General features: G+C 73.2%; 24 protein-coding genes. 7 read left to right on the plus strand and 17 right to left on the minus strand.

Annotation, left to right across the window (positions count from 1 at the left end; all coding sequences use genetic code 11):
- The first annotated feature begins 138 nt into the window (after nt 1-138).
- Both pknB and AMK16_RS14055 read left to right on the plus strand, forming a co-directional pair.
- Nucleotides 139-2,046 carry a Stk1 family PASTA domain-containing Ser/Thr kinase gene (gene pknB, locus AMK16_RS14050; RefSeq protein WP_073914440.1) on the plus strand — a complete coding sequence of 636 codons (1,908 nt, stop codon included), beginning with the start codon at nt 139-141 and terminating at the stop codon, nt 2,044-2,046.
- Nucleotides 2,047-2,118: 72 nt separating this feature from the next.
- Nucleotides 2,119-2,976, plus strand: coding sequence for a deoxyribonuclease IV (locus tag AMK16_RS14055; protein WP_073915958.1), 858 nt, complete (start codon nt 2,119-2,121; stop codon nt 2,974-2,976).
- 23 nt (nt 2,977-2,999) lie between these two features.
- Here AMK16_RS14055 and AMK16_RS14060 read toward each other — a convergent pair whose 3' ends face one another.
- On the minus strand, nt 3,000-3,632 hold the full coding sequence (locus AMK16_RS14060) for a sulfite oxidase-like oxidoreductase (protein WP_073914443.1): 633 nt from the start codon (nt 3,630-3,632) through the stop codon (nt 3,000-3,002).
- Between the two features lie 172 nt (nt 3,633-3,804).
- On the opposite strand from AMK16_RS14060, the gene bfr reads away from it, so the two are divergent.
- Nucleotides 3,805-4,281, plus strand: a complete 477-nt coding sequence (gene bfr / locus AMK16_RS14065; protein ID WP_073914445.1) for a bacterioferritin — start codon at nt 3,805-3,807, stop codon at nt 4,279-4,281.
- Between the two features lie 24 nt (nt 4,282-4,305).
- Here bfr and AMK16_RS14070 read toward each other — a convergent pair whose 3' ends face one another.
- Together AMK16_RS14070 and AMK16_RS14075 are read right to left on the minus strand one after the other, a co-directional pair.
- Nucleotides 4,306-4,590, minus strand: coding sequence for a (2Fe-2S)-binding protein (locus AMK16_RS14070; protein WP_073914448.1), 285 nt, complete (start codon nt 4,588-4,590; stop codon nt 4,306-4,308).
- A 157-nt stretch (nt 4,591-4,747) separates the two neighbouring features.
- Nucleotides 4,748-6,103: a class II 3-deoxy-7-phosphoheptulonate synthase gene (locus AMK16_RS14075; protein ID WP_073914450.1), complete on the minus strand. Its 1,356-nt coding sequence runs from the start codon at nt 6,101-6,103 to the stop codon at nt 4,748-4,750.
- A 333-nt stretch (nt 6,104-6,436) separates the two neighbouring features.
- On the opposite strand from AMK16_RS14075, the gene AMK16_RS14080 reads away from it, so the two are divergent.
- On the plus strand, nt 6,437-8,326 hold the full coding sequence (locus tag AMK16_RS14080; protein ID WP_073914452.1) for an anthranilate synthase family protein: 1,890 nt from the start codon (nt 6,437-6,439) through the stop codon (nt 8,324-8,326).
- Nucleotides 8,327-8,490: 164 nt separating this feature from the next.
- Here the strand turns inward: AMK16_RS14080 and AMK16_RS14085 are convergent, their stop codons facing one another.
- From AMK16_RS14085 to AMK16_RS14100, 4 genes are all read right to left on the minus strand, one after another.
- Nucleotides 8,491-9,519, minus strand: a complete 1,029-nt coding sequence (locus AMK16_RS14085; RefSeq protein WP_073914455.1) for a 6-phosphofructokinase — start codon at nt 9,517-9,519, stop codon at nt 8,491-8,493.
- Nucleotides 9,520-9,664: 145 nt separating this feature from the next.
- Nucleotides 9,665-10,372 carry a response regulator gene (locus AMK16_RS14090; RefSeq protein ID WP_242438724.1) on the minus strand — a complete coding sequence of 236 codons (708 nt, stop codon included), beginning with the start codon at nt 10,370-10,372 and terminating at the stop codon, nt 9,665-9,667.
- Nucleotides 10,369-11,586 carry a MacS family sensor histidine kinase gene (gene macS / locus AMK16_RS14095; protein WP_073915965.1) on the minus strand — a complete coding sequence of 406 codons (1,218 nt, stop codon included), beginning with the start codon at nt 11,584-11,586 and terminating at the stop codon, nt 10,369-10,371. The genes AMK16_RS14090 and macS overlap by 4 nt, the downstream gene beginning before the upstream one ends.
- A 33-nt stretch (nt 11,587-11,619) precedes the next feature.
- Nucleotides 11,620-12,348, minus strand: a complete 729-nt coding sequence (locus tag AMK16_RS14100) for a lysophospholipid acyltransferase family protein (RefSeq protein ID WP_199885439.1) — start codon at nt 12,346-12,348, stop codon at nt 11,620-11,622.
- 155 nt (nt 12,349-12,503) lie between these two features.
- On the opposite strand from AMK16_RS14100, the gene AMK16_RS14105 reads away from it, so the two are divergent.
- Together AMK16_RS14105 and AMK16_RS14110 are read left to right on the plus strand one after the other, a co-directional pair.
- On the plus strand, nt 12,504-13,283 hold the full coding sequence (locus tag AMK16_RS14105; RefSeq protein ID WP_073915970.1) for an alpha/beta hydrolase: 780 nt from the start codon (nt 12,504-12,506) through the stop codon (nt 13,281-13,283).
- Nucleotides 13,276-13,875, plus strand: a complete 600-nt coding sequence (locus tag AMK16_RS14110) for a hypothetical protein (protein ID WP_073914459.1) — start codon at nt 13,276-13,278, stop codon at nt 13,873-13,875. Before AMK16_RS14105 ends, AMK16_RS14110 begins: the two co-directional genes overlap by 8 nt.
- A 116-nt stretch (nt 13,876-13,991) precedes the next feature.
- Here the strand turns inward: AMK16_RS14110 and AMK16_RS14115 are convergent, their stop codons facing one another.
- From AMK16_RS14115 to AMK16_RS14140, 6 genes are all read right to left on the minus strand, one after another.
- The gene (locus AMK16_RS14115) at nt 13,992-14,753 is read right to left on the minus strand and encodes an endonuclease/exonuclease/phosphatase family protein (protein ID WP_073914461.1); all 762 of its coding nucleotides are present in this window, start codon (nt 14,751-14,753) and stop codon (nt 13,992-13,994) included.
- Between the two features lie 68 nt (nt 14,754-14,821).
- The gene (locus tag AMK16_RS14120) at nt 14,822-15,763 is read right to left on the minus strand and encodes an ROK family glucokinase (protein WP_073914464.1); all 942 of its coding nucleotides are present in this window, start codon (nt 15,761-15,763) and stop codon (nt 14,822-14,824) included.
- A gap of 61 nt (nt 15,764-15,824) precedes the next feature.
- On the minus strand, nt 15,825-16,289 hold the full coding sequence (locus AMK16_RS14125; protein ID WP_073914465.1) for a DUF5304 domain-containing protein: 465 nt from the start codon (nt 16,287-16,289) through the stop codon (nt 15,825-15,827).
- Nucleotides 16,290-16,394: 105 nt separating this feature from the next.
- The gene (locus AMK16_RS14130; protein WP_073914468.1) at nt 16,395-17,594 is read right to left on the minus strand and encodes an ArsA family ATPase; all 1,200 of its coding nucleotides are present in this window, start codon (nt 17,592-17,594) and stop codon (nt 16,395-16,397) included.
- Between the two features lie 22 nt (nt 17,595-17,616).
- The gene (locus AMK16_RS14135; RefSeq protein ID WP_073914469.1) at nt 17,617-18,060 is read right to left on the minus strand and encodes an SRPBCC family protein; all 444 of its coding nucleotides are present in this window, start codon (nt 18,058-18,060) and stop codon (nt 17,617-17,619) included.
- Between the two features lie 106 nt (nt 18,061-18,166).
- Entirely contained in the window at nt 18,167-18,982 is an 816-nt protein-coding gene (locus AMK16_RS14140; RefSeq protein WP_443333565.1) for a metallophosphoesterase family protein, read from the minus strand.
- Between the two features lie 230 nt (nt 18,983-19,212).
- Here AMK16_RS14140 and AMK16_RS14145 point away from each other — a divergent pair, with 230 nt between their 5' ends.
- Nucleotides 19,213-21,009, plus strand: coding sequence for an AMP-dependent synthetase/ligase (locus tag AMK16_RS14145; RefSeq protein WP_073914473.1), 1,797 nt, complete (start codon nt 19,213-19,215; stop codon nt 21,007-21,009).
- A 176-nt stretch (nt 21,010-21,185) separates the two neighbouring features.
- On the opposite strand, the gene AMK16_RS14150 is transcribed toward AMK16_RS14145, so the two are convergent.
- The 4 genes from AMK16_RS14150 to AMK16_RS14165 all read right to left on the minus strand — a co-directional run bounded on the left by AMK16_RS14150 (nt 21,186) and on the right by AMK16_RS14165 (nt 25,908).
- Entirely contained in the window at nt 21,186-22,328 is a 1,143-nt protein-coding gene (locus tag AMK16_RS14150) for a glycosyltransferase family 4 protein (protein ID WP_073914476.1), read from the minus strand.
- 35 nt (nt 22,329-22,363) lie between these two features.
- Complete coding sequence (locus AMK16_RS14155; protein WP_107417137.1) at nt 22,364-23,491, minus strand: hypothetical protein; 1,128 nt, start codon at nt 23,489-23,491, stop codon at nt 22,364-22,366.
- Between the two features lie 123 nt (nt 23,492-23,614).
- Nucleotides 23,615-24,658 (minus strand): C40 family peptidase, encoded by a 1,044-nt coding sequence (locus AMK16_RS14160; RefSeq protein ID WP_073914478.1) that lies wholly within the window; start codon nt 24,656-24,658, stop codon nt 23,615-23,617.
- A gap of 221 nt (nt 24,659-24,879) precedes the next feature.
- A complete protein-coding gene (locus tag AMK16_RS14165; RefSeq protein ID WP_073914480.1) occupies nt 24,880-25,908 on the minus strand; it encodes a C40 family peptidase in 1,029 nt (342 codons plus the stop codon).
- Between the last annotated feature and the right edge of the window lie 125 nt (nt 25,909-26,033).

Raw genomic sequence — 26,033 nt, forward strand, 5'->3', positions numbered from 1 at the left:
CCGCCCGGGCCCGGGCCACGCCGGGCCCGGCCTCCCGGGGCTCCGCCCGGACCCCGTCCGCGGCCGGGTCCGTCACAGCTGCGCTGCAAGGCGACCCGCCCCGGCCGGCGGGCGCCGCGCCCCTCGTAGAATCGCCGGGTGGATACGACCCTGGATGACCCCCTCGTCGGGCGCGTGCTCGACGGCCGCTACCGCGTCGACGCCCGCATCGCGGCCGGCGGCATGGCCACGGTCTACCGGGCCCTCGACACCCGCCTCGACCGCGTCCTCGCCCTGAAGGTGATGCACCCGGCGCTCGCCGCGGACGCCGCCTTCGTCGACCGGTTCATCCGGGAGGCCAAGTCCGTGGCCCGGCTCGCCCACCCCAACGTCGTCGCCGTCTTCGACCAGGGCACGGACGGGCCGTACGTCTTCCTCGCCATGGAGTACGTCTCCGGCTGCACCCTGCGCGACGTGCTCCGCGAGCGCGGCGCCCTCCAGCCGCGGGCCGCCCTCGACATCCTGGAGCCCGTCCTCGCCGCCCTCGGCGCGGCCCACCGGGCAGGTTTCATCCACCGCGACATGAAGCCCGAGAACGTCCTGATCGGCGACGACGGCCGGGTGAAGGTGGCCGACTTCGGACTGGTGCGGTCCGTGGACTCGGTGACCCACACCACCGGCTCCGTCCTCGGGACCGTCTCCTACCTGGCTCCCGAGCAGATCGAGAACGGCGTCACCGACACCCGGGTGGACGTCTACGCCTGCGGCGTCGTCCTCTACGAGATGCTCACCGGCGCCAAGCCGCACACCGGCGGCTCGGCCGCCCAGGTGATCTACCAGCACCTGCACGAGGACGTGCCGCCCCCGTCCGCGGCCGTCCCGGGCCTGCCCGTCTGCCTCGACGAGCTGGTCGCGCACGCCGCCGCCCGCAACCCGCAGCTGCGCCCGTACGACGCCGCCGCGCTGCTCGGCCTCGCCCGGGCGGCGCGCCTGCGACTGAGCGATCCCGAACTGGACGCGGTACCGCCGCAGGCCCGGGCCGAAGCGCGCACGGCCAGCGAGGACCGCACCGGTGTGATCCCGCGGCCGATGGCCGTGGAGCAGCCCGTGCTCCACACCTCCCGGCTGGAGATGCCGCCCGCACCGCCGGCGCACGTGCCGCCGCACCGGCGCCGCGCGCCGCGCCGCGGCACGCTCCTGGTCATCGCCGGCGTCCTGCTGTCCCTCGGCCTCGCCATGGGCGTCTGGTACATCAACTCCGGCCAGTTCACCAAGGTCCCCAACCTGCTCGGCAAGACCGAGGAGCAGGCCAGGTCGCAGCTGTCCGCGGCCGGGCTCGGGGTGAAGCGGGTGGACCGCAAGTTCAGCGACGCCTTCGACCGCGGGACGGTGATGAACACCGATCCCCCGGGCGGCAAGCGCATCCGCGGCAACGGAGCGGTGGTGGTCACCCTCTCCCGCGGCCCGCAGGTCGTGGCCGTGCCCAACCTCAAGGGCAGGCCGCTGGAGCAGGCCAGGGCCGAGCTGACGAAGGCCGGGCTCGCCCCCGGCGTCGTCACGCAGTCCTTCAGCCAGGACGTCGCCCAGGGCTCGGTGATCGGCTCCGACCCGGCGGGAGGCGAGAAGCGGGCCCCCGACACGGCGGTCGCCCTGGTCGTCAGCAGGGGCCGTCCCGTCCAGGTCCCGAACGTCGCCCAAGTCCCCTTCGAGCAGGCGCGGGCGGCACTGGAGGGCCTCGGCCTCAAGGTCGCGACCGCCCCCGAGCAGGTCAACGCCCCGACGCCGGCCGGTACGGTCGCCGGCCAGTCCGTCGGCGCCGGCGCCCAGGCCGCGGCCGGGGACACCGTCACGCTGACCCTCTCCAAGGGCCCCCGCCAGCTCCCGGTACCGGACGTCACCGGCCAGGACGTGGACGCGGCCCGCAAGGCACTGGAGACCTCCGGCTTCAAGGTGAGGGTGGAGCGGCCCTTCCTGTCCTTCAGCAACACCGTGGACGCGCAGTCGGTGCCCGGCGGCCAGAGCGCCCCCGAGGGCAGCACGATCACCATCAGGACCAAGGGGCTGTAGGGCGACGTGGACCATTTGACACCCGCGGAGCGGGCGGAGTACGACGAGCGGGCCGCACAGGCGGCGCGGGCGCTGCGCAATCCCGTCGGCGGGCACATCCCCGTCGCGGGCGGCCTCGCCTCGGTCGGGCTGGCGTACGCCCGGGAGATGGGCGCCGAGGCGGTCCAGGTCTTCGTCGCCAATCCGCGGGGCTGGGCCACCCCGGCGGGCAATCCGGCCCAGGACGAACTCTTCCGGGACGGGTGCGCGGCCGAGGGCATCCCGGCCTACGTCCACGCCCCGTACCTGATCAACTTCGGCTCGCACACCGAGGCGACCGTCGAGAAGTCGGTGGAGTCCCTGCGCCACTCGCTGCGCCGGGGCCGGGAGATCGGCGCCCTCGGGGTGGTCGTCCACACCGGCTCGGCCACCGGGGGCCGCCCGCGTGAGGAGGCTTACGCCCAGGTCAGCCAGTACATGCTGCCGCTGCTGGACGAGCTGACGCACGAGGAGGACCCCTTCCTGCTGCTGGAGTCCACCGCCGGGCAGGGCTCCTCGCTGTGCTCCCGGGCCGAGGACTTCGGGCCGTACTTCGAGGCGCTGGACCGCCACCCGAAGCTGGGGATCTGCCTGGACACCTGCCACGTCTTCGCGGCCGGACACGACCTGGCGGAGCCGGGCGGGACGAAGCTGATGCTGGACCTGCTGGTGGACACGGTCGGCGAGGGGAGGCTGAAGCTGGTCCACGCGAACGACTCCAAGGAGGGCGCGGGCGCCCACAAGGACCGGCACGCCAACATCGGCCACGGCCACATCGGCCGGGAGCCCTTCGCCGAGCTGTTCACGCACCCGGCGACGGCGGGCGTCCCGCTGATCACCGAGACCCCGGGGGGCAAGGAGGGCCACACGGCGGACGTGGCCCTGCTGAAGGAGCTGCGCGGCGCGCGGTGAGCGGGCGAGGACGCCGGGCCCGCCTACAGCTCGGGGCCGTCCCCCGGCTCCTCCTGATAGGAGAAGCGCTGCTCACGCCAGGGGTCGCCGAGGTTGTGGTAGCCCCGCTCCTCCCAGAAGCCCCGCCGGTCGGCGGTCATGTACTCCACACCGCGGACCCACTTGGGTCCCTTCCAGGCGTACAGGTGCGGGACCACGAGGCGCAGCGGGAATCCGTGCTCGGCGGTGAGCAGCTCCCCGCCCTGGTGGGTGGCGAACACGGTCCGCTCCGAGGCGAAGTCGGCGAGCCGCATGTTGGAGCTGAAGCCGTACTCGGCCCACACCATAACGTGCGTGACCTGTGGTGCGGGCGGCGCCAGGGCGAGGATCGTACGGGCCAGCACCCCGCCCCATTCGGCGCCCTGCATGCTGAACTTGGTCACGCAGTGCAGGTCGGCGACGACGGACTCGAACGGCAAGGCCGCGAAGTCCTCGTGGTTCCAGCAGTGCTTGTCGCCGTCGGCCGTCGCGCCGAAGACGCGGAACTCCCAGCGCTCGGGCTTGAACTTGGGCACGGGACCGTAGTGGGTGACCGGCCAGCCCCGCTGCAACCGCTGCCCCGGTGGAAGCTCCGGCTGCTCTGCTCCCGGAGATTCCCGGCTTTCCGGCTGACCCATGAGTCCATGGTGACAGACCGGGCAGGGTGGTCGTGACCAGGCACGACCGATTCGGGCAAGTCATGGTAACTCCCACTAAGGAGGTACTTACTGGACTGCCCCCGGCAGCGGTGCGAGGATGCGCGCACCTGCCCCGTCACATAGCTGACACAGCCTGGAAGGAGCCTCTGCGATGCAGGGCGACCCCGAGGTCCTTGAGTTTCTGAACGAGCAGCTGACCGGTGAGCTGACGGCCGTCAACCAGTACTGGCTGCACTACCGCATCCAGGACAACAAGGGCTGGACCAAGCTCGCCACGTACACGCGTGAAGAATCCATCGACGAGATGAAGCACGCGGACAAGATCACCGAGCGCATCCTGATGCTCGACGGCCTGCCGAACTACCAGCGCCTCTTCCACGTGCGCGTGGGCCAGACGGTCACGGAGATGTTCCAGGCGGACCGCCAGGTCGAGGTCGAGGCGATCGACCGGCTCAAGCGGGGCATCGACGTCATGCGCGGCAAGGGCGACATCACCTCCGCGCGCCTCTTCGAGGAGATCCTGGAGGACGAGGAGCACCACATCGACTACCTCGACACCCAGCTGGAGCTCGTCGAGTCGCTGGGTGAGGCGCTGTACATCGCGCAGCTGATCGAGCAGCCGAGCTAGGCGGGCCGGTCGGCCGGGCCAGGTCTAGGCGGCTTCCGCCATCAGGGGCGCTTGCGCCATCAGGGGCGAAGGAGCCGGCCGGACGTCGGCGGTGAGGACGCCCGCGGCGTCGCCCTTCGCCGGCAGTTCCCGGCGGGGGCACGCACCGCGGCCCAGGATGCCCTGGATGGTGCGCACGCAGGAGCCGCAGTCGGTGCCGGCCTTGGTCGCCGAGGCGATCTGGCGCGGGGTGCAGGCCCCGTCGGCCGCGTGCTGCCTGACCTGCTGGTCGGTGATGCCGAAGCAAGAGCAGACGTACACGCGGTTCACCTCTCTGGGCGGAACGGTTCGGCGGGCCATCCCCTGTTCGGTGAGGCTTACCTAACCGTAGCCGAACTTAGGGTGGCCTAAAAGTCCCGGATACGACAGTGGGGCGCGGATCACATGGATCCGCGCCCCGCTCCCGTAGACGGCTACAGGCCGTTCCCTACTGGTCGCGGTACATCTCGGCGACCAGGAACGCCAGGTCCAGGGACTGGCTGCGGTTGAGCCGGGGGTCGCAGGCCGTCTCGTAGCGCTGGTGCAGGTCGTCGACGAAGATCTCGTCGCCCCCGCCCACGCACTCGGTGACGTCGTCGCCGGTGAGCTCGACGTGGATGCCGCCCGGGTGGGTGCCGAGGGCCTTGTGGACCTCGAAGAAGCCCTTGACCTCGTCGAGCACGTCGTCGAAGCGGCGCGTCTTGTGGCCGGAGGCCGCCTCGAAGGTGTTGCCGTGCATCGGGTCGGTGACCCAGGCGACGGTCGCGCCGGAGGCGGTGACCTTCTCGACGAGCGCCGGGAGCCGGTCGCGGACCTTGTCGGCGCCCATGCGGACGACGAAGGTCAGCCGGCCCGGCTCGCGCTCGGGGTCGAGGCGGTCGATGTAGGTGAGCGCCTCGTCCACCGTGGTGGTGGGGCCGAGCTTGATGCCGATCGGGTTGGAGATCTGCGAGCAGAACTCGATGTGCGCGTGGTCCAGCTGGCGGGTGCGCTCGCCGATCCAGACCATGTGGCCCGAGGTGTCGTACAACTTGCCGGTCCGCGAGTCGGTGCGGGTCAGCGCGCCCTCGTAGTCGAGCAGCAGCGCCTCGTGGGAGGCGTAGAACTCGACGGCCTTGAACTCGGCCGGGTCGGTGCCGCACGCCTTCATGAAGTTCAGCGCGTTGTCGATCTCCCGCGCGAGCTGCTCGTAGCGCTGCCCGGACGGGGAGGACTTCACGAAGTCCTGGTTCCAGGCGTGCACCTGGCGCAGGTCGGCGTAACCGCCGGTGGTGAAGGCGCGCACCAGGTTCAGCGTCGAGGCCGAGGCGTGGTACATGCGCTTCAGCCGCTCGGGATCCGGGATCCGGGCCTCTTCGGTGAAGGGGAAGCCGTTGACGGAGTCACCGCGGTAGGTCGGCAGGGTGACGCCGTCGCGGGTCTCGGTGTCCTTGGAGCGCGGCTTGGAGTACTGGCCGGCGATGCGGCCGACCTTGACGACGGGCACGGAGGCCGCGTAGGTCAGGACGGCGCTCATCTGGAGCAGCGTCTTCAGCTTGGCGCGGATGTGCTCGGCCGACACGGCGTCGAAGGCCTCGGCGCAGTCGCCGCCCTGCAGGAGGAACGCCTCGCCCTTGGCGACGGCTCCCAGACGGGCGCGCAGCTGGTCGCACTCACCCGCGAAAACGAGCGGAGGATACGACTCGAGGTCCGCGACGACAGCGCGCAGAGCCTCGGCATCGGGGTACGAAGGCTGCTGCGCCGCGGGAAGGTCTCGCCAGGTCGCCTTTGCGGCGGGGGCTTGGGTCTCAGCGTTCACGGTCACCCCGTACACATTACGGCGTCCCACCCCCCGTCCGGCCCTGTGCCCACAACGTGAGACAGATATCCCCCGTACCGGTCCACCCGTGGGCGGAGTGCACAATTCCGCCCGCGGCGGGGTTCGGACGCTTCGCTTCCGCCCCGGGCGTGGGCTAGGGTCGCCCCCATGTACGCGCACTCGAACCAGAACTGGTGGTGGCCCGCTCCCGGCGGCCCACTCCTCGCGCGTACCCACTGACGACCGACGCGAAGGCCGCCCCCAGGGGCGGCCTTCCGCATGTGGTGGACGACCGCCGCAGAGCAGGGCCGCTCCTCCCACCGGAAGGACGCCCACCCCATGAACGCGGTACTCAGCCGACTGCTCGAAGACTCCTGCCCGCCGTTCGCCCTGCTGCGACGGCGTACCCCCGGCCGCGACCACGACACCGTCGAAGTGCTCATCGGCACCGTCCACGAGGCCCAGCGCCTCGCCGACCTGCCCGTCGGCGAGCTGCCCACCCTCGCCCTCGTCCCCTTCCGGCAGATCCGCGAGCGCGGCTTCGACGTGCGCGACGACGGCACCCCGCTGAGCGTGCTCGTCGCCGCGGAGGCGCACGAGATCCCGCTCGCCGAGGCGCTGGAGCGGCTGCCCGCGCACGAGGTCCGGGTCGGGGGCGGCGCCTTCGACGTGCCCGACGCCGACTACGCGGCCACCGTCGAGCGCGTCATCCGGGACGAGATCGGGCGCGGCGAGGGCGCGAACTTCGTCATCCGGCGCACCTTCGAGGGCCGGATCGAGGGCTTCGGCCGGGCCGACGCCCTGGCGCTCTTCCGCCGGCTGCTGGTGGGCGAGCGGGGCGCGTACTGGACGTACGTGGTCCACACCGGGGAGCGCACCCTGGTCGGGGCCAGCCCCGAGGTGCACGTGCGGATGTCCGGGGGCACGGTCGTGATGAACCCGATCAGCGGGACGTACCGCTATCCCGCCGCCGGCCCGACGGCCGAGTCGCTGCTCGCCTTCCTCGGCGACCGCAAGGAGACCGAGGAGCTGTCGATGGTGGTCGACGAGGAGCTGAAGATGATGTGCACCGTCGGCGACATGGGCGGGGTCGTCGTGGGGCCCCGGCTCAAGGAGATGTCCCACCTCGCGCACACCGAGTACGAGCTGCGCGGCCGCTCCTCGCTGGACGTACGGGAGGTGCTGCGGGAGACGATGTTCGCGGCGACGGTCACCGGCTCGCCGGTGCAGAACGCCTGCCGGGTGATCGAGCGGTACGAGAGCGGCGGCCGCGGCTACTACGCGGGCGCGCTGGCCCTGCTGGGGCGGGACGGCGAGGGGGCGCAGACGCTGGACTCGCCCATCTTGATCCGCACGGCCGACATCGACCGTCAGGGGCTGCTGCGCGTGCCGGTCGGAGCGACCTTGGTGCGCCACTCCGATCCGGCGGGCGAGGTGGCGGAGACACACGCGAAGGCGGCGGGGGTGCTCGCGGCGCTCGGGGTCCGGCCCGCGGCCCCGCGCCCGGCCTTCGAGGGGGCGCACCTGGCCGACGACCCCCGGGTGCAGGCGGCGCTGGCGGCCCGGCGGGCGGACCTGGCCCCCTTCTGGCTCCGCATGCAGGAACGGCCCTGCGCCCCGGCCGGGCACGCCCTGGTGGTGGACGGCGAGGACACCTTCACCGCGATGCTGGCGCACGTGCTGCGGGTGGCCGGGCTGGAGGTGACCGTACGGCGCTACGACGACCCGGGGCTGCGGGCGGCGGCCCTGGCCTGGGAGGGGCCGGTCGTGCTGGGTCCGGGCCCCGGGAACCCGGCGGACGCGGGCGACCCGAAGATGCGGATGCTGCGCTCCCTGGCGGCCGCGCTGCTGGCCGGGCACCGCCGCGGCCTGGTCGGGGTCTGCCTGGGCCATGAGCTGCTGGCGGCCGAGCTGGGCCTGCCGCTGGTCCGCAAGGCGGAGCCGGCGCAGGGGGCGCAGATCCGGATCGACCTGTTCGGGGCGCAGGAGGTGGTCGGCTTCTACAACACGTACACCGCGCACTGCGACGCCCCGGCGGCGGCCCGCCTGGCCGCGCAGGGGGTGGAGGTCGCGCGCGATCCGGCGACGGGCGAGGTGCACGCCCTGCGCTCGGCCGCCGCGGGTTTCGCGGGGGTCCAGTTCCACCCGGAGTCGGTGCTGACGCTGCGCGGCGCGGACCTGCTGCGCGACCTCGTCGCCGCCGTCACGGCCCCGGCCCAGCCGGTATGACCCGCCCGGTCGGCCGTCCGGCCGCCGGCTCCGGGCGGCGTCCGGAGGGCGGCGGGCGGCGGGCGGCGGCGTCAGGAGGGCGGGGGAACCAGGGTCTTCTCGGACTGGCGGTCCGCGAGGCAGCCCGCCGGGTAGGACCCGTGGTTCGCGGGCGCCGCCCGGCGTCATCCGAAGAAGACGCCGACCTCCCGGTACAGCGCCGGGTCCACCGTCTTCAGCTTCGCCGTGGCCTCGGCGATCGGCACCCGCACGATGTCCGTCCCCTTCAGCGCGACCATCTTGCCGAAGTCCCGGTCACGCACCGCTTCGATCGCGTGCAGCCCGAACCGGGTCGCCAGCCACCGGTCGAAGGCGCTCGGCGTGCCGCCCCGCTGGATGTGACCGAGCACCGTCGTGCGGGCCTCCTTGCCGGTCCGCGCCTCGATCTCCTTGGCCAGCCACTCGCCCACGCCGGACAGCCGGACGTGGCCGAAGGAGTCCTTCGTGGCGTCCTTGAGGACCATCTCCCCGTCCTTGGGCATCGCGCCTTCCGCCACCACCACGATCGGCGCGTAGCTCGCCTTGAAGCGGGAGGCCACCCAGGCGCACACCTGGTCCATGTCGAAGCGCTGCTCCGGGATGAGGATGACGTTGGCGCCGCCCGCGAGCCCCGAGTGCAGGGCGATCCAGCCGGCGTGCCGGCCCATCACCTCGACGACCAGGACCCGCATGTGGGACTCGGCCGTGGTGTGCAGCCGGTCGATGGCCTCGGTCGCGATGCCGACGGCGGTGTCGAAGCCGAAGGTGTAGTCCGTCGCGGACAGGTCGTTGTCGATGGTCTTCGGCACGCCGACGCAGGGGATGCCGTAGTCCTCGTACAGCCTCGCCGCGACGCCGAGGGTGTCCTCGCCGCCGATCGCGATGAGCGAGTCCACCTCGTATTTGGCGAGGTTCTCCTTGATGCGCCGTACGCCGTTCTCCGTCTTGAACGGGTTGGTGCGCGAGGAGCCGAGGATGGTGCCGCCGCGGGGCAGGATCCCGCGCACGGCGGGGATGTCGAGGGGGACCGCGGCCCCCTCGACCGTGCCGCGCCAGCCGTCCTTGAATCCGATGAACCCGTAGCCGTACTCCTGCTCGCCCTTGCGGACGACGGCCCGGATCACCGCGTTGAGCCCGGGGCAGTCGCCGCCGCCGGTCAGCACTCCGACCTTCATGGAATCTCCCTTCGCCATGACGGTCACGCTAGTGGTGACTCAGGTCACAGCAAGGGGTCCGGATCGCGCAATTCAGGTGGAATCGCGGGGCGTTGCGTACGCCCGTTCACTCGGACGGGGAGGTAAGTACGACGTACGCACGCGGCTACGCGTCGTCGAGGCCCCGCTCTATCGCGTAGCGGACGAGCTCGACCCGGTTGTGCAGCTGGAGTTTGCCCAGGGTGTTCTGGACGTGGTTCTGCACCGTGCGGTGCGAGATGACCAGCCGTTCCGCGATCTGCTTGTACGAGAGCCCCTTGGCCACCAGCCGCAGCACCTCGGTCTCGCGGTCGGTCAGCCGCGGCGCCTTCGGCTCGTCGGAGGCGGCCGGGGCCGGGTCGGTGGCCAGGCGCCGGTACTCGCCGAGGACCAGTCCGGCCAGGCCCGGGGTGAACACCGGGTCGCCCGCCGCCGTGCGGCGGACCGCGTCGATCAGCTCCTGGGCGCCGGCGGACTTCAGCAGGTACCCGGTCGCGCCGGACTTCACTGCCTCCAGGACGTCCGCGTGCTCGCCGCTGGCCGACAGCACCAGGACCCGCAGTGCGGGGTGGGCGCCGACCAGTTCCCTGCAGACCTGCACGCCCGGCATGCCGGGGAGGTTGAGGTCGAGGACCAGGACGTGCGGGGTGACCGCGGGGGCGCGGCGGACCGCCTCCGGGCCGTCCCCGGCGGTGGCCACCACGTCGAAACCCGCGGCGGCCAGGTCGCGGGCGACCGCGTCCCGCCACATCGGGTGGTCGTCGACGACCATCACCCTGATCCCGCCCGGTCCGGCCGGCTCGTCCCACGGGTGCAACTCGGTGTGCTCGTTCATCTCTTGTCCGTCCTGGCCCTCGGTACCTTCAGTTCCACTTCGGTGCCCTGCCCGGGGACGGACACCAGCTCGGCACTGCCGCCGAGGTCACGCAGCCGGCCGCGGATGGACAGGGCCACCCCCATCCGGCCCTCGCCCTCGGCCTGGTCGAGCCGGCCCGCCGGGATGCCCGGCCCGTCGTCCCGGACGGTCACGACCACCTCGTCGCCCCAGTCCTCGACCAGGATCCAGGCACGGGCCCCCTCCCCCGCGTGCCGGCGCACGTTGTCGAGCGCCGCGCCCACCGCCGCGGCCAGCTCCCTGGCCGCGGGCACCGGCAGCGGAACCGGGGTGCCCGGTTCGGCGAAGCTCACCCGGGACCCGGCGTGCGGGGCCAGGAGGGTGCGCAGGTCCAGCTCGCCGCCGTCCGCGCCGGTCTCCTCCTCCTCATAGGTGTCCACCAGCGCGCCGCGCGACCCGTCGCGCGAGACCCGGGAGGGGTGCACCAGCCCGGTGGAGACCAGGGTGCGCAGCGCCACCTCCTGCTCCCCCGCCATCCGGCCCAGCTCGGCGGCCTCGCCGCCCAGTTCCGTGCCGCGGCGCTGGACCATGGCGAGGACCTGGAGCACTCCGTCGTGGATGTCGCGGGCGAGCCGCTCGCGCTCGCGGGTGGCGGCCTCGATCTCCAGGGCGCGGGCGAGGGTGGCCTCGCTGGCGCGGGCGACCTCGACGACGTAGCCGATCGCTATGGAGGCGACCCAGACCAGCAGGACGTTGTGCAGGGTGTCCCGGGTGGGCTCGCCGCCGTGGATGACGATGTTGGCGGCGGCGACGAAGGTGGAGGCGAACCCCGCCCAGCGCCAGCCGCCTTTGATCGCGAAGGCGAGGACCGAGCCCGCCGTCCAGATGGAGGGGAGCGTGGGACCGCCGGCGGTGATCCGCTGCGCGGTGTCGGCGAGGGGGGTCAGCAGGATCCCGAGGAGGGCGACGCCGAGGTCCGCGCCGAGGAAGCGCCTGGTGCAGCCGGCGGCGCCGGCCACCTTGCGGTGCGTGGCCAGGGTCCAGGCCGCGAGGACGGCGAGGTAGCCGGCCGCGACCCAGGGGCGCCCGTACTCCTCGTACGCGGAGGCGAACAGCAGCGCCGCGTAGAGCGCCGTCAGCAGCCGATAGCCCGTCAGGGCCTGCCACAGCGGCTGCTCGACCGACATGCGCACGACGCGTTCGCGTCTGGCCATCTCCCCCACCCCCCGCGGACGCAGATCCCGCCGTTACTCCGCCTTGCCGTCGGCCTTTTCGTTCCTGGCGGCCTTCTCGGCGTCGGCGATCTGGCGCTTGGCCGCCGTCGCGTAGATGTCGACGTACTCCTGGCCGGAGAGCTTCATGATCTCGTACATGACCTCGTCGGTCACCGAGCGCAGGATGAAGCGGTCGCCGTCCATGCCCTGGTAGCGGCTGAAGTCCAGCGGCTTGCCGATCCGGATGCCCGGGCGCATCAGCTTGGGGACCACCTTGCCGGGCGGCTGGATCTTCTCGGTGTCGATCATCGCCACGGGGATCACGGGGGCGCCGGTGGCCAGGGCCACGCGGGCCAGACCGCCGGGCTTGCCGCGGTAGAGGCGTCCGTCGGGTGAACGCGTCCCCTCGGGGTAGATACCGAACAGTTCACCCCGCTCGATGACGTCGATGCCGCTCTTGACGGCGGCCTCACCGGCTCCGCGCGCTCCGGAGCGGTCCACCGGGAGCTGGCCGACGCCCTTGAAGAAGGCGGCCGTGAGCCTGCCCTTGACGCCTGGGGAGGTGAAGTACTCCGCCTTCGCGATGAAGGTGACCTTCCGGTCCAGCACCGCCGGCAGGAAGAAGGAGTCCGAGAAGGACAGGTGGTTGCTCGCGAGGATCGCCGGCCCCTCGTCGGGAATGTTCTCGAGGCCCTCCACCCACGGCCTGAAGGCGAGCTTCAGCGAACCGCCGATGGAGAACTTCATTGCGCCGTAGATCAACTCGAAAGCCTTCCTGTGTCTGTCGAACAGACCTTAACCCGTGGCTCACGCAGGAGCGGCCCGACGGCCCTGGTCGGTGTCACCCCGGTCGCGTACGGTGAAGTCACACAGAGCAACGCACACACCCGACGTACATCATGATCAAGGAGACCCTGGTGCCCGTCCTCCCTGGAGCCGAGCCGTTCCGCCACGAGGGCGGAGAGGTCGGCGTCCTCCTCTGCCACGGCTTCACCGGCACCCCGCAGTCGCTGCGCCCCTGGGCCGAGTACCTGGCGGGGCGGGGCCTGACGGTGTCGCTCCCGCTGCTGCCCGGGCACGGGACGCGCTGGCAGGACATGCAGCTCACGGGCTGGCAGGACTGGTACGCCGAGGTGGACCGCGCGCTGCGGGAACTGCTCGACCGCTGCACGCGGGTGTTCGTCTTCGGCCTGTCGATGGGCGGCGCGCTGACGCTGCGGCTGGCGGCCCGCCACGGGGAAGCCATCAGCGGCATCGTCCTGGTCAACCCGGTCAACAAGGTGCACGACCCGCTCGCCTTCGCGCTGCCGGTGGCCCGGCACTTCGTCCGCTCGACGCCGGGCATCGCCAGCGACATCGCCAAGCCGGGCTCGCACGAGGTCGGGTACGACCGGGTACCGACGCGGGCGGCCCACTCGCTGCGGCAGTTCCTGCGGCTGGTGGACACCGAGCTGCCGCAGGTGACGCAGCCCGTGCTGCTGCTGCACAGCCCGCAGGACCACGTCGTGCACCCGGCCGACTCGGCGCGGATCCTGGCGCGGGTGTCGTCGACGGACGTCACCGAGACCCTGCTGGAACAGAGCTACCACGTCGCGACGTTGGACCATGACGCGGAGCGGATCTTCGCGGACAGCTATGCGTTCGTCGGCCGGCTGGCGGAGAGCGTGGGCAGGGAGGGGGCGCAGGCGGGTGGCTGAGCACGAGGAGCAGTCGGGCGGGGTGCCGCCGCTGGACGAGGAGGCGGCCTGGGCGGCCATCGTCGCCGGGTACGGGCAGGAGCCGCCGGACCCGCCGGGGTCCAGACCGTACAGGCCGATCGAGAACCTCCTGCTGCCGGAGGAGGACGTGAAGCCCCCGGAGATGGACGTGAAGCCGCCGGAGAAGGACCCGGCTCCGGATCCGGAGAAGGAGAGCGAACCGCCGGTCACCGCGCTGGGCGGCTCGGTGGTCTTCGCGCCGGGCGTGGGGCTCTCGGGCCCCCGGGACCACTCGCTCGCGCAGCCGCAGGACGACGGTGCGGCGGTCCCGGCCGACCCCGCGGAGGAGGGCCATTTCGTCCCTCCGGAGCCGGAGCTCCCGCCGGCGGACACGACGGCGAAGTTCGCGTGGCTGGCGGTGGTCGGCGGGCCGGTGCTCCTGCTGGTGGCGGTGCTGCTGCAGTGGGACATGACCTGGTGGCTGGCGACGCTGTGCATCGGCGGTTTCCTGGGCGGGTTCGCGACCCTGGTGGCGCGGATGGCGCACGGCGACGACGAGGACGACGACCCGGGCCGCGGCGCGGTGGTCTGAGGCGGGGGACGGGCACGGCCGGAGCCGGGCCCGCCCCGCGGCGGCTCCTGCCCGGGGCTGTGCGTGCCCCCGGGCGAAGACCCCCGTCAGCGCCGGCGCGGGCCGACTCCGCGGAGCTACGGCGTGGCCGGGAGGTGCAGGGCGGCCAGTACCGGCAGGTGGTCGGAGGCCGACCGCAGGTCGCCGGGCGAGATCCCCGCCAGCCCCGCGGGGACACCGCAGCCCAGCACCCGCACGTCCCGGCTCGCGAAGACCGCGTCGATCCGGCGCTCCGGCGCTCCCGCCGGGAAGGTCCCCTCCCCGCCCCACGGCGCCACCGTCCGGCAGTCCTGGAAGGCGGCGGCCAGCTGCCCGAAGGCCGGGCCGCCGGGGCCCTCGTTCAGGTCGCCCGCGACGATCGTGTGCGGGGCGTCCAGGGTGGCGGCCCGCTCCAGCAGCATCGCGGCCTGGGCCCGCCGTTCCGCCGGGTCCAGCGACAGGTGCGCCGAGACCAGGCCCACCCGCGCCGCCCCGATCCGGACCACCGCCGTGGCGAGGCCCCTGCGGTGCAGGCCGGGGGTGAGCGGCAGCAGCACGTCCTCGGTCCGCTCCACGAAGACCCGCAGCGAGCACATCAGCAGGGGCCCGGCCGCCGTGGCGCCTCCGCCGAGGACCACCAGATCGCAGGTGGCGGCCAGACGGGCCGCGTGTTTGCGCCATCGGAAGAACCGCGGCGCCTCCTGCACGAGGACGAGGTCGGGTGCGCAGGCCCGGATGACCCGGGCCAGCGCCTCCTCGTCGTCGCGCAGCGAGCGGATGTTGTAGGTGAGCACGCGGATCACGGCAGAACCGTCGGGCTCCGTACGAGACTTCGGCAGCGAAGGCAGCAGCTGGTCCATGCCCGCAACATACGCAGATGCCCGCCGCTCCCCCAAGGGGCGCGGCGGGCAGTCGCGTCACGGGCGGGTCAGCCCTGGCGGGCCAGGTCCGCGGCGCCGACGAGTCCGGCCTTGCCGCCCAGCTGGGCGGCGAGGACCTGCGCGTGCGGGCGCCAGGCCCCACCGATCAGCCAGCGCTTGAACGACTTGCGGATGGGGTCCAGCACGAGGTCGCCCTCGTCCGAGACGCCGCCGCCGACGATGAAGGCCGACGGGTCGAAGAGCGAGGCGAGGTCGGCCAGGCCCGCGCCGGCCCAGCGGGCCAGCTCGCGGAAGGAGTCGACGGCCACGGGGCAGCCCTGCCGGGCGGCCTCGCTGATGTGCTTGCCCTCGATGCCGTCGGGGGTTCCGTCGCCGAGCCCGAGCAGGACCGTCGCGTTCTCGGGGGTGGCGTTGGCGCGCTGCTTCGCGTACCGCACGAGCGCCCGGCCGGAGGCGTACTGCTCCCAGCAGCCCTGGCTGCCGCACCCGCACAGCAGGCCGTCCGGGACGACCCGGATGTGGCCGAACTCGGCGGCGACGCCGAAGCGTCCGCGGCGCAGCTTGTTGCCGATGATGATGCCGCCGCCCAGGCCGGTGCCGAGCGTGATGCAGATGACGTCCTCGTGGCCCTGGCCGGCGCCGAAGCGGTACTCGCCCCAGGCCGCGCAGTTCGCGTCGTTCTCGACGACGACGGGCAGGCCGATGCGCTGCTCGACCTTGTCCTTGAGCGGCTCGTGCCGCCAGTTGATGTTCGGCGCGAAGAGCACGGTGGCGCGCTTGTCGTCCACGTAACCCGCGGCGCCGATGCCGACGGCGTCGATGGTGTGGTTGCTGCTGACTTCCGAGACGGCGGCGCAGATCGCCTCCGTCACTCCGTCCGCGGTCGGCGGGGTGGGCACCTTGTACGTCTCAAGGATGGTGCCCTCTTCGTCGACCACGCCGGCCGCGATCTTCGTGCCGCCGATGTCGACGCCGATGGTGAGTCCCATTAGTCCCTCGGTTTCCGGTCAAACCCCGCCACGGCCAACCGTACCCGAGGGCGGCCGGGGTTCAGTCGAGATCGATCCGCTCGGTCGGGCCTTCACCGGGGCCCTCCTTGCGGGGACCGCCCTCCTCGGGTGCCCGGCGGGGCGGCGGGGGCTCGTCGCGCGTCCAGCGGCGTTCGTGGCCCTCGACGGCCGAGCGGTAGGCGGCGAGCAGTTCGGATCCGGCGGCCGCGAGGTGGTCGAAGACCTCGGGGTTGCGCTCGATGACGGGCTGGGCGGCGGTCTTGGCCTGGTTGACGAACTGGCGTACGGCTTCTTGTGCGGTGGCGCCGAGGAGCGGGTTGTTCAGGCCCGAGACCTTGTCGGCGACAGCTCCGAAGAGCTTGAACAGTTCCTCGGCGGCGGTGCCGGTGGCGGCGCCGCCCGCCCCGCCCCGCCCGCGCAGTCGCTCCTTCTCGGCCGCGAGGTCCTCGGCGCAGGCCCTGGCCCAGGCGTCGTCGTCGGTGGGGCGGTCGGTGGCCTCGCTCATGGCGGACTCTCCTGCGGCAGCTGCTGTGCGTGCGGTACGGGCTACCTTCGACGGTACCCGAACGGGGGTACGGGGTTCAGGTGCCGGGACGTGCGCGTGGCGGGTTCAGGGCGTGCGGGGCCACAGGCCCGGGTCCGGGGTGAAGCGGATGCGCAGGACGTCCTCGGCCAGGGCGGCGCCGGAGACCGTGCAGCGGCGCAGCGCCGCGGGCAGGGGGACGATCCTGCGGTACGGGCCGACCGTGAGCAACAGCTCGTCGCCGCGGCGGATCAGGTCGAGGTCGCTCTTGCGGGCGCCGGGCAGGGGCACGGACCAGACGAGCACGCCGTCCGCGGCGAGCCGGTCCTCGACCTGCCAGGCCGGGCGTGGCGCGGGCGCGCCGGGGAGGAGTCCGGCGGCGGCGAGCGCCCGCAGGTCCTGCGGGCCGCGCGGGTCCCTGCCGAGGTGGCCGAGCCGGACCACGGGGAGCTCTGCGGCCCACTGGGCCGCGTACTTCTCCTGCTGGGCGGCGAGCCCGGCGAGCCAGGTGTCCGCGGAGTCCTGCGGGAGGAGGCGGTTGGCGAGGAGGGCGGAGACCGGCAGCTGCTGGAGGGCGAGTCCGAGCCGGCCCAGCCGGAGCGCGTCGTCGGCGGCGGGTCCCGGTTCGGCGACCAGCCGCACCTCGGTGGCGTCGTCCTCGATGACGGCCTGGACGGCGGCGAGCTCCTCGTCCCAGCGGGCGGCGGCCTCGTAGAGCCACTGCGCGGGCATGGGCACACCGGCCAGCTGGGCCAGTACGGGCCGCAGGGCGCGGGCAGCCTGCCGCTCGGCGGGGAGCAGCCGGGTGAGGTAGCGGCGCAGCTGGGCGGGCAGGGCCAGGGTGGCCACGGTCTGGTGGACCGGCGGCATGTCGACGACGACGAGGTCGGTGCCGGGCGCGGCGGCGGCCCGCCGCAGGGCGCGCAGCAGGGCGAACTGCTCGGCGCCGGGCAGTTCGGTGAGTTCTTCTGCGCCGAGCGGGCGGGCGCCGACCATGCCGAGGAGGGCGGAGCCGCGCGCCTGGAGGGCGACGAGCTCCTCGCGGAACTCCTCGCCGGAGTCCACCCGGGCCACCCTCAGCCCGTCGGCCACCGGCAGGGCCCGCAGTCCGGGTGCGGCGTCGGCGATCTGCCCCGTGGCCCCTCCGACGAGGGCGGCGGCCGGGTCGCCGGGGTCCGCGGACAGCAGCAGCACCCGCCGGCCCTCCCGGGCCGCCGCGAGGGCGGTGGCCGCGGCCGCGGTGGTCCGGCCGGCGCCGCCGGGGCCGGTGATCAGCAAGGTGTGCATGGTGCGTGCGCTCCGGGTCGGGTCAGCCGGTCGACTCGACGCGCTTCTTCAGGCCCGCGAGGGCGCGGTCGATGATGACCTTCTCGGCCTTGCGCTTGATCATGCCGAGCATGGGGATCTTGACGTCCACGGTCAGCTGGTAGGTGACCTCGGTGCGCGTGCCGCCCTCCACCGGGGCCAGCCGGTAGGAGCCGTCCAGCTGGCGCAGCATCTGGGACTTGTCCAGGGTCCAGCTGACCTCGTCCGCGCCCTTCCAGGTGTAGGCGAGGGTGTGGTCGTCCTTGATCGCGCCGGCGTCGAGCAGCAGCCGGACCCTTTCGGCCCGTCCCTCGGCGTCGGTGGCGAGCACCTCGGCCTCCTTCACCTCGCCGGTCCACTCGGGGTAGCGGGCGAAGTCGGCGATCACGGCCATCACGTCGGCCGGGGCGGCGTCGATCGTGATGCTTGAGCTGGTGTGTTCCGCCATCGCGGTCGCTCCTCCGGGCCGGGGGTACCTCCCAGCGGCAGCTGGGGGAGTTCGGGGAAGTGTGCGGCCTGGGGCCGCCGCTGGAAGGCTACCGTGCGTGCGGAGCTCACCACTCCAGGGCCCAGGGCCTTCCGGTCGCGGCGAAGTGGCCGACGTTCACGCACTCCGTGCGCCCGATGCGCATCCGCCGTGCGAGCGGCTGGTGGACGTGTCCGAAGAGGGCGTAGCGGGGGCGGGTGCGGCGGATGGCGGCCAGCAGGGCTTCGCTGCCGCGTTCGAACCGGCGGGCGACGGTGTCGTAGCAGAGCTCGGGCACCTCGGGCGGGATGTGCGAGCACAGGACGTCCACCTCGCCCAGCGCCTCGACCTTGGCCGCGTACGCCTCCACGTCCACCTCGTAGGGGGTCCGCATGGGCGAGGGCAGTCCGCCGCCCACGAAGCCGAAGACGCGGCCGCCGATCTCGACGCGCTGCCCGTCGAGCACGGTGATGCCGGGGCGGTCGGCGTACTCGGGCCACAGGGCGGGGATGTCGACGTTGCCGTAGGTGGCGTAGGTGGGGGTGGGGAAGGCGGCGAACATCTCGGCGTACTGGCGGCGCACCGCGCCCTCGATCAGCCGCTCGCGGTCCAGCCCGGACCACAGCCGCCGGCCGAGGGCGTGGGCCTCGGCGAAGCGGCGGGCGGTGCGCAGCTCGACGATCCGGTCGGCGTTCTCCACGCCGAAGAGGTCGGGGAAGATGCCGCGCGAGTGGTCGGCGTAGTCGAGGAAGAGGACGAGGTCGCCGAGGCAGATCAGCGCGTCGGCGCCGTCTCCCGCCTTGGCGAGGGCCTGCGCGTTGCCGTGCACGTCGCTCACGACGTGGACGCGCGTGCGGCTCGATCCGCTCTTGCCCGTCATCCCGTCCCTCATGCTGCCAGCCATGCGCTCCACCCTAGGGGGAGCGGGTGGACGCGGGTAGAGGGGGTCGCGGAGGCGGCCGGACCTGCGGTTACTTCCGCGTCGCCGAGGCGGTCGACTAGTGTCGGCCGGACAGTGCCGCGACGTGTGACGCACCGAACATCTGGCCGGTTCCCTCTATCGGGAACCCACTACCGGTGGGTAACGTCCGGTCGGTCCACATGGTGGCGATGGCGCCCAGAGGAGCAGCAGTCTTGCGCGAGTTCAGCCTTCCGGCCCTGTACGAGGTCCCGTCGGACGGGAACCTGACGGATCTCATCCGCCGCAACGCCGCTCAGCATCCCGATACCGCCGTCATGAGCCGCAAGGTCGACGGCCGGTGGCAGGACGTGACCGCGACGCAGTTCCTGGCCGAGGTCCGGGCGGTGGCCAAGGGCCTGATCGCGGCCGGCGTCCGGCCCGGCGACCGGGTCGCCCTGATCTCCCGCACCCGCTACGAGTGGGTGCTGGTCGACTTCGCGATCTGGAGCGCGGGCGGCGTCACCGTCCCCGTCTACGAGACCAGCTCCCCCGAGCAGATCCAGTGGATCCTCGGCGACTCCGGCGCGGTCGCCGCGGTGGTCGAGAGCCCCGGGCACAGCGAGGCCGTGGCCGCGCTGCGCGACCGGCTGCCGGAGCTGCGCGAGGTCTGGGAGATCGAGCGGGGCGACCTGGCGGAGCTCAGGACTGCGGGCTCCGCGGTCACCGACGCGGAGGTCGACGCCCGCAGCAGCCTCGCGGGCGCCGACGACCCGGCCACCATCGTCTACACCTCGGGCACCACCGGCCGCCCCAAGGGCTGCGTGCTGAGCCACCGCAACTTCTTCGCCGAGTGCGGCAACGCGGTGGAGCGCCTGAAGCCGCTGTTCAAGACCGGCGAGTGTTCCGTCCTGCTCTTCCTCCCGGCGGCGCACGTCTTCGGCCGCCTGGTCGAGGTGGCGGCGGTCCTGGCGCCGATCCGGCTGGGCTGCGTACCGGACATCAAGAACCTCACCGAGGAACTCCAGTCCTTCCGCCCCACCCTGATCCTCGGTGTCCCCCGGGTCTTCGAGAAGGTCTACAACTCGGCGCGCGCCAAGGCGCAGGCCGACGGCAAGGGCAGGATCTTCGACGCCGCGGCCGACACCGCCATCGCGTACAGCCGTGCGCTGGACACCCCGCGCGGCCCGTCCTTCGGGCTGAAGCTCAGGCACAAGGTCTTCACGAAGCTGGTCTACAGCAAGCTGCACGCGGTCCTCGGCGGTCGCGGCGAGTACGCGATCTCCGGCGGCGCGCCGCTGGGCGAGCGGCTGGGCCACTTCTTCCGCGGCATCGGCTTCACGGTGCTGGAGGGCTACGGCCTGACCGAGTCCTGCGCGGCGACGACCTTCAACCCGTGGGACAAGCAGAAGATCGGCACGGTCGGCCAGCCCATGCCGGGCTCCGTGGTGCGCATCGCGGACGACGGCGAGGTGCTGCTGCACGGCGAGCAGATCTTCTCGGGGTACTGGAAGAACGAGACGGCGACCGCCGAGGCGCTGACCGACGGCTGGTTCCACACCGGCGACGTCGGCACCCTCGACGAGGACGGCTACCTCACGATCACCGGCCGCAAGAAGGAGCTCATCGTCACCGCGGGCGGCAAGAACGTCGCCCCCGCCGTGATCGAGGACCGGATCCGGGCGCACGCGCTGGTCGCGGAGTGCATGGTGGTGGGTGACGGGCGGCCGTTCGTGGCCGCGCTGGTCACCATCGACGAGGAGTTCCTCGGCCGGTGGGCCGTGGAGAACGGCAAGCCGGCCGGTGTGACGGCGGCGGAGCTGCGGGAGGACGCGGAGCTGCTCGCCGCCGTGCAGAAGGCCGTGGACGACGGCAACGCGGCGGTTTCCAAGGCGGAATCGGTGCGGAAATTCCGCATTCTCGGCTCCCAGTTCACGGAGGAGTCGGGCCACATCACGCCGTCGCTGAAGCTGAAGCGCAACGTGGTGGCGAAGGACTTCGCGGACGAGATCGAGGCGCTGTACCGGGGCTGAGCGTCCCCCGGCGCCCGGCCCCCTAGCGGGGGTCCTCGGCGAGGATCCGGGCCATGTTGCGCTCGGCGAGGGCGGTGATCGTGAGGAACGGGTTCACGCCGAGCGAGCCGGGGACCAGGGAGCCGTCGACGGGCGACCCGCACCCGGCGGTCGGCGGGTCGGCGGTCGGCGGTCGGTCAGAGGAGTTCGCGGAGGCGGTCCGCCAGGAGGTCCCAGCGCCACTTCTCCTCGACCCAGGCCCGGCCGGCCGCGCCCATCCGCTCCCGCAGGGCCGGGTCCAGCAGCAGGGTGGCGATGCGGTCCGCCGCCTCATCGGGGGCGCCGCCCCGGACGACCCAGCCGGTCTCCCCGTCCAGCACCGCGTCCGGCGCCCCACCGGAGTCTCCTGCGACCACCGGCAGACCCGTCGCCGAGGCCTCCAGGTAGACGATCCCGAGCCCCTCCACGTCCAGTCCGCCCCGCCGGGTCCGGCACGGCATCGCGAAGACGTCCCCGGCTCCGTAGTGGGCCGGCAGCTCGGACCACGGGACCGCTCCCGTGAAGACCACCGATCCGGCGACCCCCGTGGCGACGGCCAGCTTCCGCAGGTCCGCCTCGTACGGCCCGCCGCCCACGATCAGCAGCACCGCCTCCGGCACCGCCGCCAGGATCCTCGGCATCGCCTCGATCAGGGTGTCCTGTCCCTTGCGCGGGACCAGACGCGACACGCACACCACCACCGGCCGGCCGGCCAGCCCCAGCCGGGCCCGGACCCGCGTCCCGCCCGAATCCGGGTGGAAGGTCTTCTCGTCCACCCCCGGCGGGAGTTGCACCATCCGGGCCGCCGCCCCCTTTGTCACCGCCGAGGCGATCCGCGAGCGCGTGTACTCCCCCAGGTAGGTCAGCGTGTCCGTGCCCTCGCCGATCCGCCGCAGCAGCTGCCGCGCGGCCGGCAGCTGGGCCCAGCCCGCCTCGTGCCCGTGCGTGGTCGCCACGATCCGCCGGGCTCCGGCCCGGCGCAGCGCCGGGCCCATCAGCCCGAGCGGGGCCGCCGCCCCGAACCACACGGACTCACAATCGTGTTCGCGCAGCAGGCCTACCGCACGCTTCGTCACCCGAGGGGTCGGCAGCAGCATCGTCGTACGGTCGCGGACCACCGGGAAGGGCTGCTCGGCGTCGAAGGCCGCGGTGGCCTCGCGACCCTCCGCGCCGTGCTTCCACGTGGAGGCGTAGACGACGATCCGGTCGGGATCCAGCCGCAGCGCCATGTTGTGGAGGAATGCCTGGATACCGCCCGGTCGCGGCGGGAAGTCGTTGGTCACGATCAGCGTCTTGTGCATCGCCTGCCGACAGTACCGGACGCGTGCGGACGCACTCAGCGCAGTTCGGCCCGCAGGTCCTCCTGCCAGGCCGTCGTGAGCCCGGCCGGGTCCACGCCCAGCGTCCGCTCCAGCGCCGCCCCCAGCGCCTCCCGCCCGGCCTGCTCGTAGAGCCCGGCCAGCGCCTCCTCGCCCCACTTCTCCGCGATCAGCCGGCAGGCCAGCCACGCGCCCTCGTAGGCGCGGGCCGCGGCCTGCGGGTCGCCGCCGAAGGCGAACGCCTCCGCCGGGGGCAGCTGCGCCGGCACCTCACCCCGCCGTACGGCCCGGCCCAGCGCGGGGGCGCCCTGCGCGGGGGTGGTGGAGCCGCCCCGGTACGCCGCCCAGTCCGCGAAGCCCTCGGAGAGCCACAGGGGGGTCGTCGCGGTGGTCGCCGCCCGGGTGGCCACGTGGGTGACCTCGTGGGCCAGGATGATCCGCCGGCCCGTCCCGCCCAGTTCGGCGTACCCCTCCGGGTTGACCACCACCCGGTCCGCGGGCCCGGGCACCGCGCCCACCCGGCCGGTGGTGACCGCTGCCAGCCCGCGGTAGGTGTCGGCCCGCCCGCCGAGCAGCTCGGCCATCCGGTCCAGGGAGCCGGGGACCAGCACCACCGCCCGGCCCGCCCACGGCCGCGGCCAGGCGGCGCTCGCGGCGGGCACCGCCCGGTCGGCCTCGTCCGCGATCTCCCGCAGGGTCTCCCGGCTCTGCCCGGCGCCGCCGAGGACCAGGCAATGCGCGCCGGGGACCACCGACACCGGGCCCTGGTCCCACAGCTGCGGCGGCGCGCCGGGGGCCGGCCGGTCCGTGCGGACGCGCCAGTTCCCGTCCTGCCCGGTCAGTTCGAGCTCGCGGGCCGAGCCGGCGGGAGCGGTGTCGTAACCGGTGAGCCGGTAGCGCAGCTGCGCCCGTACGACGGCCCGTGCGCCCTCCCGCCGCACCGAGGCGACCTCGTACGCCCAGTCCTGGAGCGGGATCCCGGCGAGCGGGGCGGGCACGGCCCGCGCCCAGTCGGCGACGGCCCGGCGGACGTCCCGCTCGGCCGGGCCGTCGCCGCCGGGGGCCCGCCCGGCGCATCCGGCCACGGCGAGCAGGGCGCACAGCAGGAGCGGCAGTGCCCGCAGGAGATGACGACCGGAAAGCATCCGCCGATCGTACGCAGGGCCGGACGCGCCCCGGTCCGGCCCCGGGTTCCGCCGCCGGGGCTCCCCCGGGGTCAGGGCCCCGGCATGGCCCCGCTCAGGACGCCCGGATCTCAGGACGCCCGGTCAGGGCCGGGTCACCGAGGAGACCGGCATCATCCCGACCGGGTCGTAGCGGACCCGGGCCCCCGGGTACGGGGCGTGGACCACCTGGCCGTTGCCGACGTACATGGCGACGTGACTGGCGTCCGAGCGGTAGGTGACCAGGTCGCCGGGGCGTGCCTGCGACAGCGGCACCCGGCGGCCGGCGTACCGCTGCGCCTGTGAGGTGCGCGGCAGTGAGACGCCCGCCTGGCGGTAGGACCAGACCATGAGCCCCGAGCAGTCGAAGCCGGAGGGGCCGGTGGAGCCCCACACGTAGGGGCGGCCGACCGCCGAGCGGGCGGCCATCACGGCGGTCGCGGCGCGGCCGGCGGGCAGGCCCCCGGCGGAGGGGTCGGGCAGCGCGTCGGCCCGGCCCGCCGAGCGGGAGGTGCGCTCGAATGCGGCCCGCTCCGCGGAGGGCATGGCGGCCAGCAGCCGGCGGGCGGCAGCCAGCTTCGCGGTGACGGCGCGCTTGTGCCGGGCCACGTCGGCGCGCAGGGCGTCCAGTTCGGCGAGTTTGCGCGATGCCTCCCGGCGCTCCTGGCCGAGGCGGCGCTGTTCCTCGCGCAGTTCGTCCAGCTGGCGGGCCTGGCGGCCGGTCAACCGGGCCAGTGCGGCGGCCTGTTCGAGGTAGGCGTCGGGGTCCTCGGACAGCATCAGGCCGACGGCGGGGTCGATGCCGCCGCTGCGGTACTGGGCTCCGGCGAAGGTGCCGAGGATGCCGCGCATCGTGTTGATGCGCTCCTGGCCGCGGGCGACGGCGTCCTGGGCCCGGCTGACCTCGGCGCGCAGCCGGTCGGCCTTCTCCCCCGCCTCGTTGAAGTGCTCGGTGGCCCGCTCGGCCTCTTCGAAGAGCCGGTCGACCTGGGCACGTGCTCCCACGGCGGGGTCCTGCCGGAGGCCGGGGGCGGCACTCGCGGGCGCCCCGGCCATGGCGACCGCGGCGGTCGCCGCGGCGGCGGTGAGGACGGTGAATCTCGTGCTCCGGTCGAGGCCGTTGAGCCCGGGCCGGCGATGGGACGCCACGTGGAACCGCTCCCTTCCGCTGCGCGGGGCCCGGGTCCGCCCTCCGTGGACGGCCGTGTGCCGGGTTCCGCGCTGGCAGACAGTAGCGGCGCCACCGGTCACCGGCCAACGACCGCCGGCGGGCACGCAGGGTGACGCCCCGCCGCAGACGCAGGTCACCGGCGGGGCGTGGGGTCACAGCGGGGCCCCGCAATTCGCCCGGATGGGCGGTGTGCGGCGCGTCAGCCGACGCGGACGCCGAACTGGAAGGGCATGTTGTCCATCGACTCGTACTTGATGCCACTGCGCGGGTTGGAGGCGTGCAGGGTCATGTTGTTGCCCGCGTAGAGGCCGACGTGGTGCAGGTCGTCGTAGAAGAAGACCAGGTCGCCGGGCTGGAGCTGGCTGCGGCTGATGCGGGTGCCGTCGTTGACCTGGGTGAAGGTGACGCGGCTGATGTTCACGCCGGCCTGCCTGTAGGCCCACTGGGTCAGCCCGGAGCAGTCGAAGGCGCTCGGGCCGGTGGCGCCGGACTGGTAAGCGCCGCCCAGCTTGGTCTTCGCGGCCGCCAGAGCCGCTCCGGCACGGCCGGAGGCCTTGACGTCGCCGAGGTCGACGCGGGAGCTGTCGCTGCGGCTGGCTCGCGATTCCTCGTCCTTGAGCGCCGCACGCTCCTGCGTGGTCAGGCTGTTGAGCAGGGCCTGGGCCGCGGTGAGCTTGTCCGTCGAGATCTTCTTCTTCTCGCCGAGTTCCTTGCGGGTCGCGTCGAGGTCGGCGAGCTTGCCGGCGGCCTCCTGGCGCTGCTGCGCGAGGGTGCGCTGCTTGGCCTGGATCTTCTGGACCGCTTCGACCTGATTGCCGGTCAGGTGCTCCAGGGAGGAGGCCTTGTCGAGGTAGCCGTCGGGGTCCTCGGAGAGGAGGAGGGCCAGGGAGGGGTCGATGCCGCCGCTGCGGTACTGGGCGCTGGCCATCGAACCGAGCGTGTTGCGCAGCTCGTTGAGGTCACCCTGGCCGCGCGCGACCTGGTCCTGGAGGTACCCGATCTCCTTTTCGAGCTTCTCCTGGCGCTCCTTGGCCCCGTTGTACTTCTCGGTGGCCTGCTCCGCCTCTTCGTAGAGCGCGTCGACCTGGCTCTTGACCTCGTCCTTGCCCGGCTTCGCCGGAGCGGCGGAGGCGCTCTGGGCGGACAGGGCGACGACCGCGGCCGCAGTGGCGGTGAGCACGGTCACACGAGCACGGTTCGGCTGCTTGGGTCGACGGTGGGACGCCACGGAGGCGAGCTCCTTCTTCCTAGAGCCGCCGAAGAACGCAACTCGGCAGCACCTTCGCCGCCACCCCGAATGAGTGATCTACCGCACGAAGGTTTGAACAGACCCTAGTGACCTTCCTGTGATCA

It is taken from the genome of Streptomyces sp. CB00455 (assembly GCF_001905445.1).
Lineage (GTDB): Bacteria > Actinomycetota > Actinomycetes > Streptomycetales > Streptomycetaceae > Streptomyces.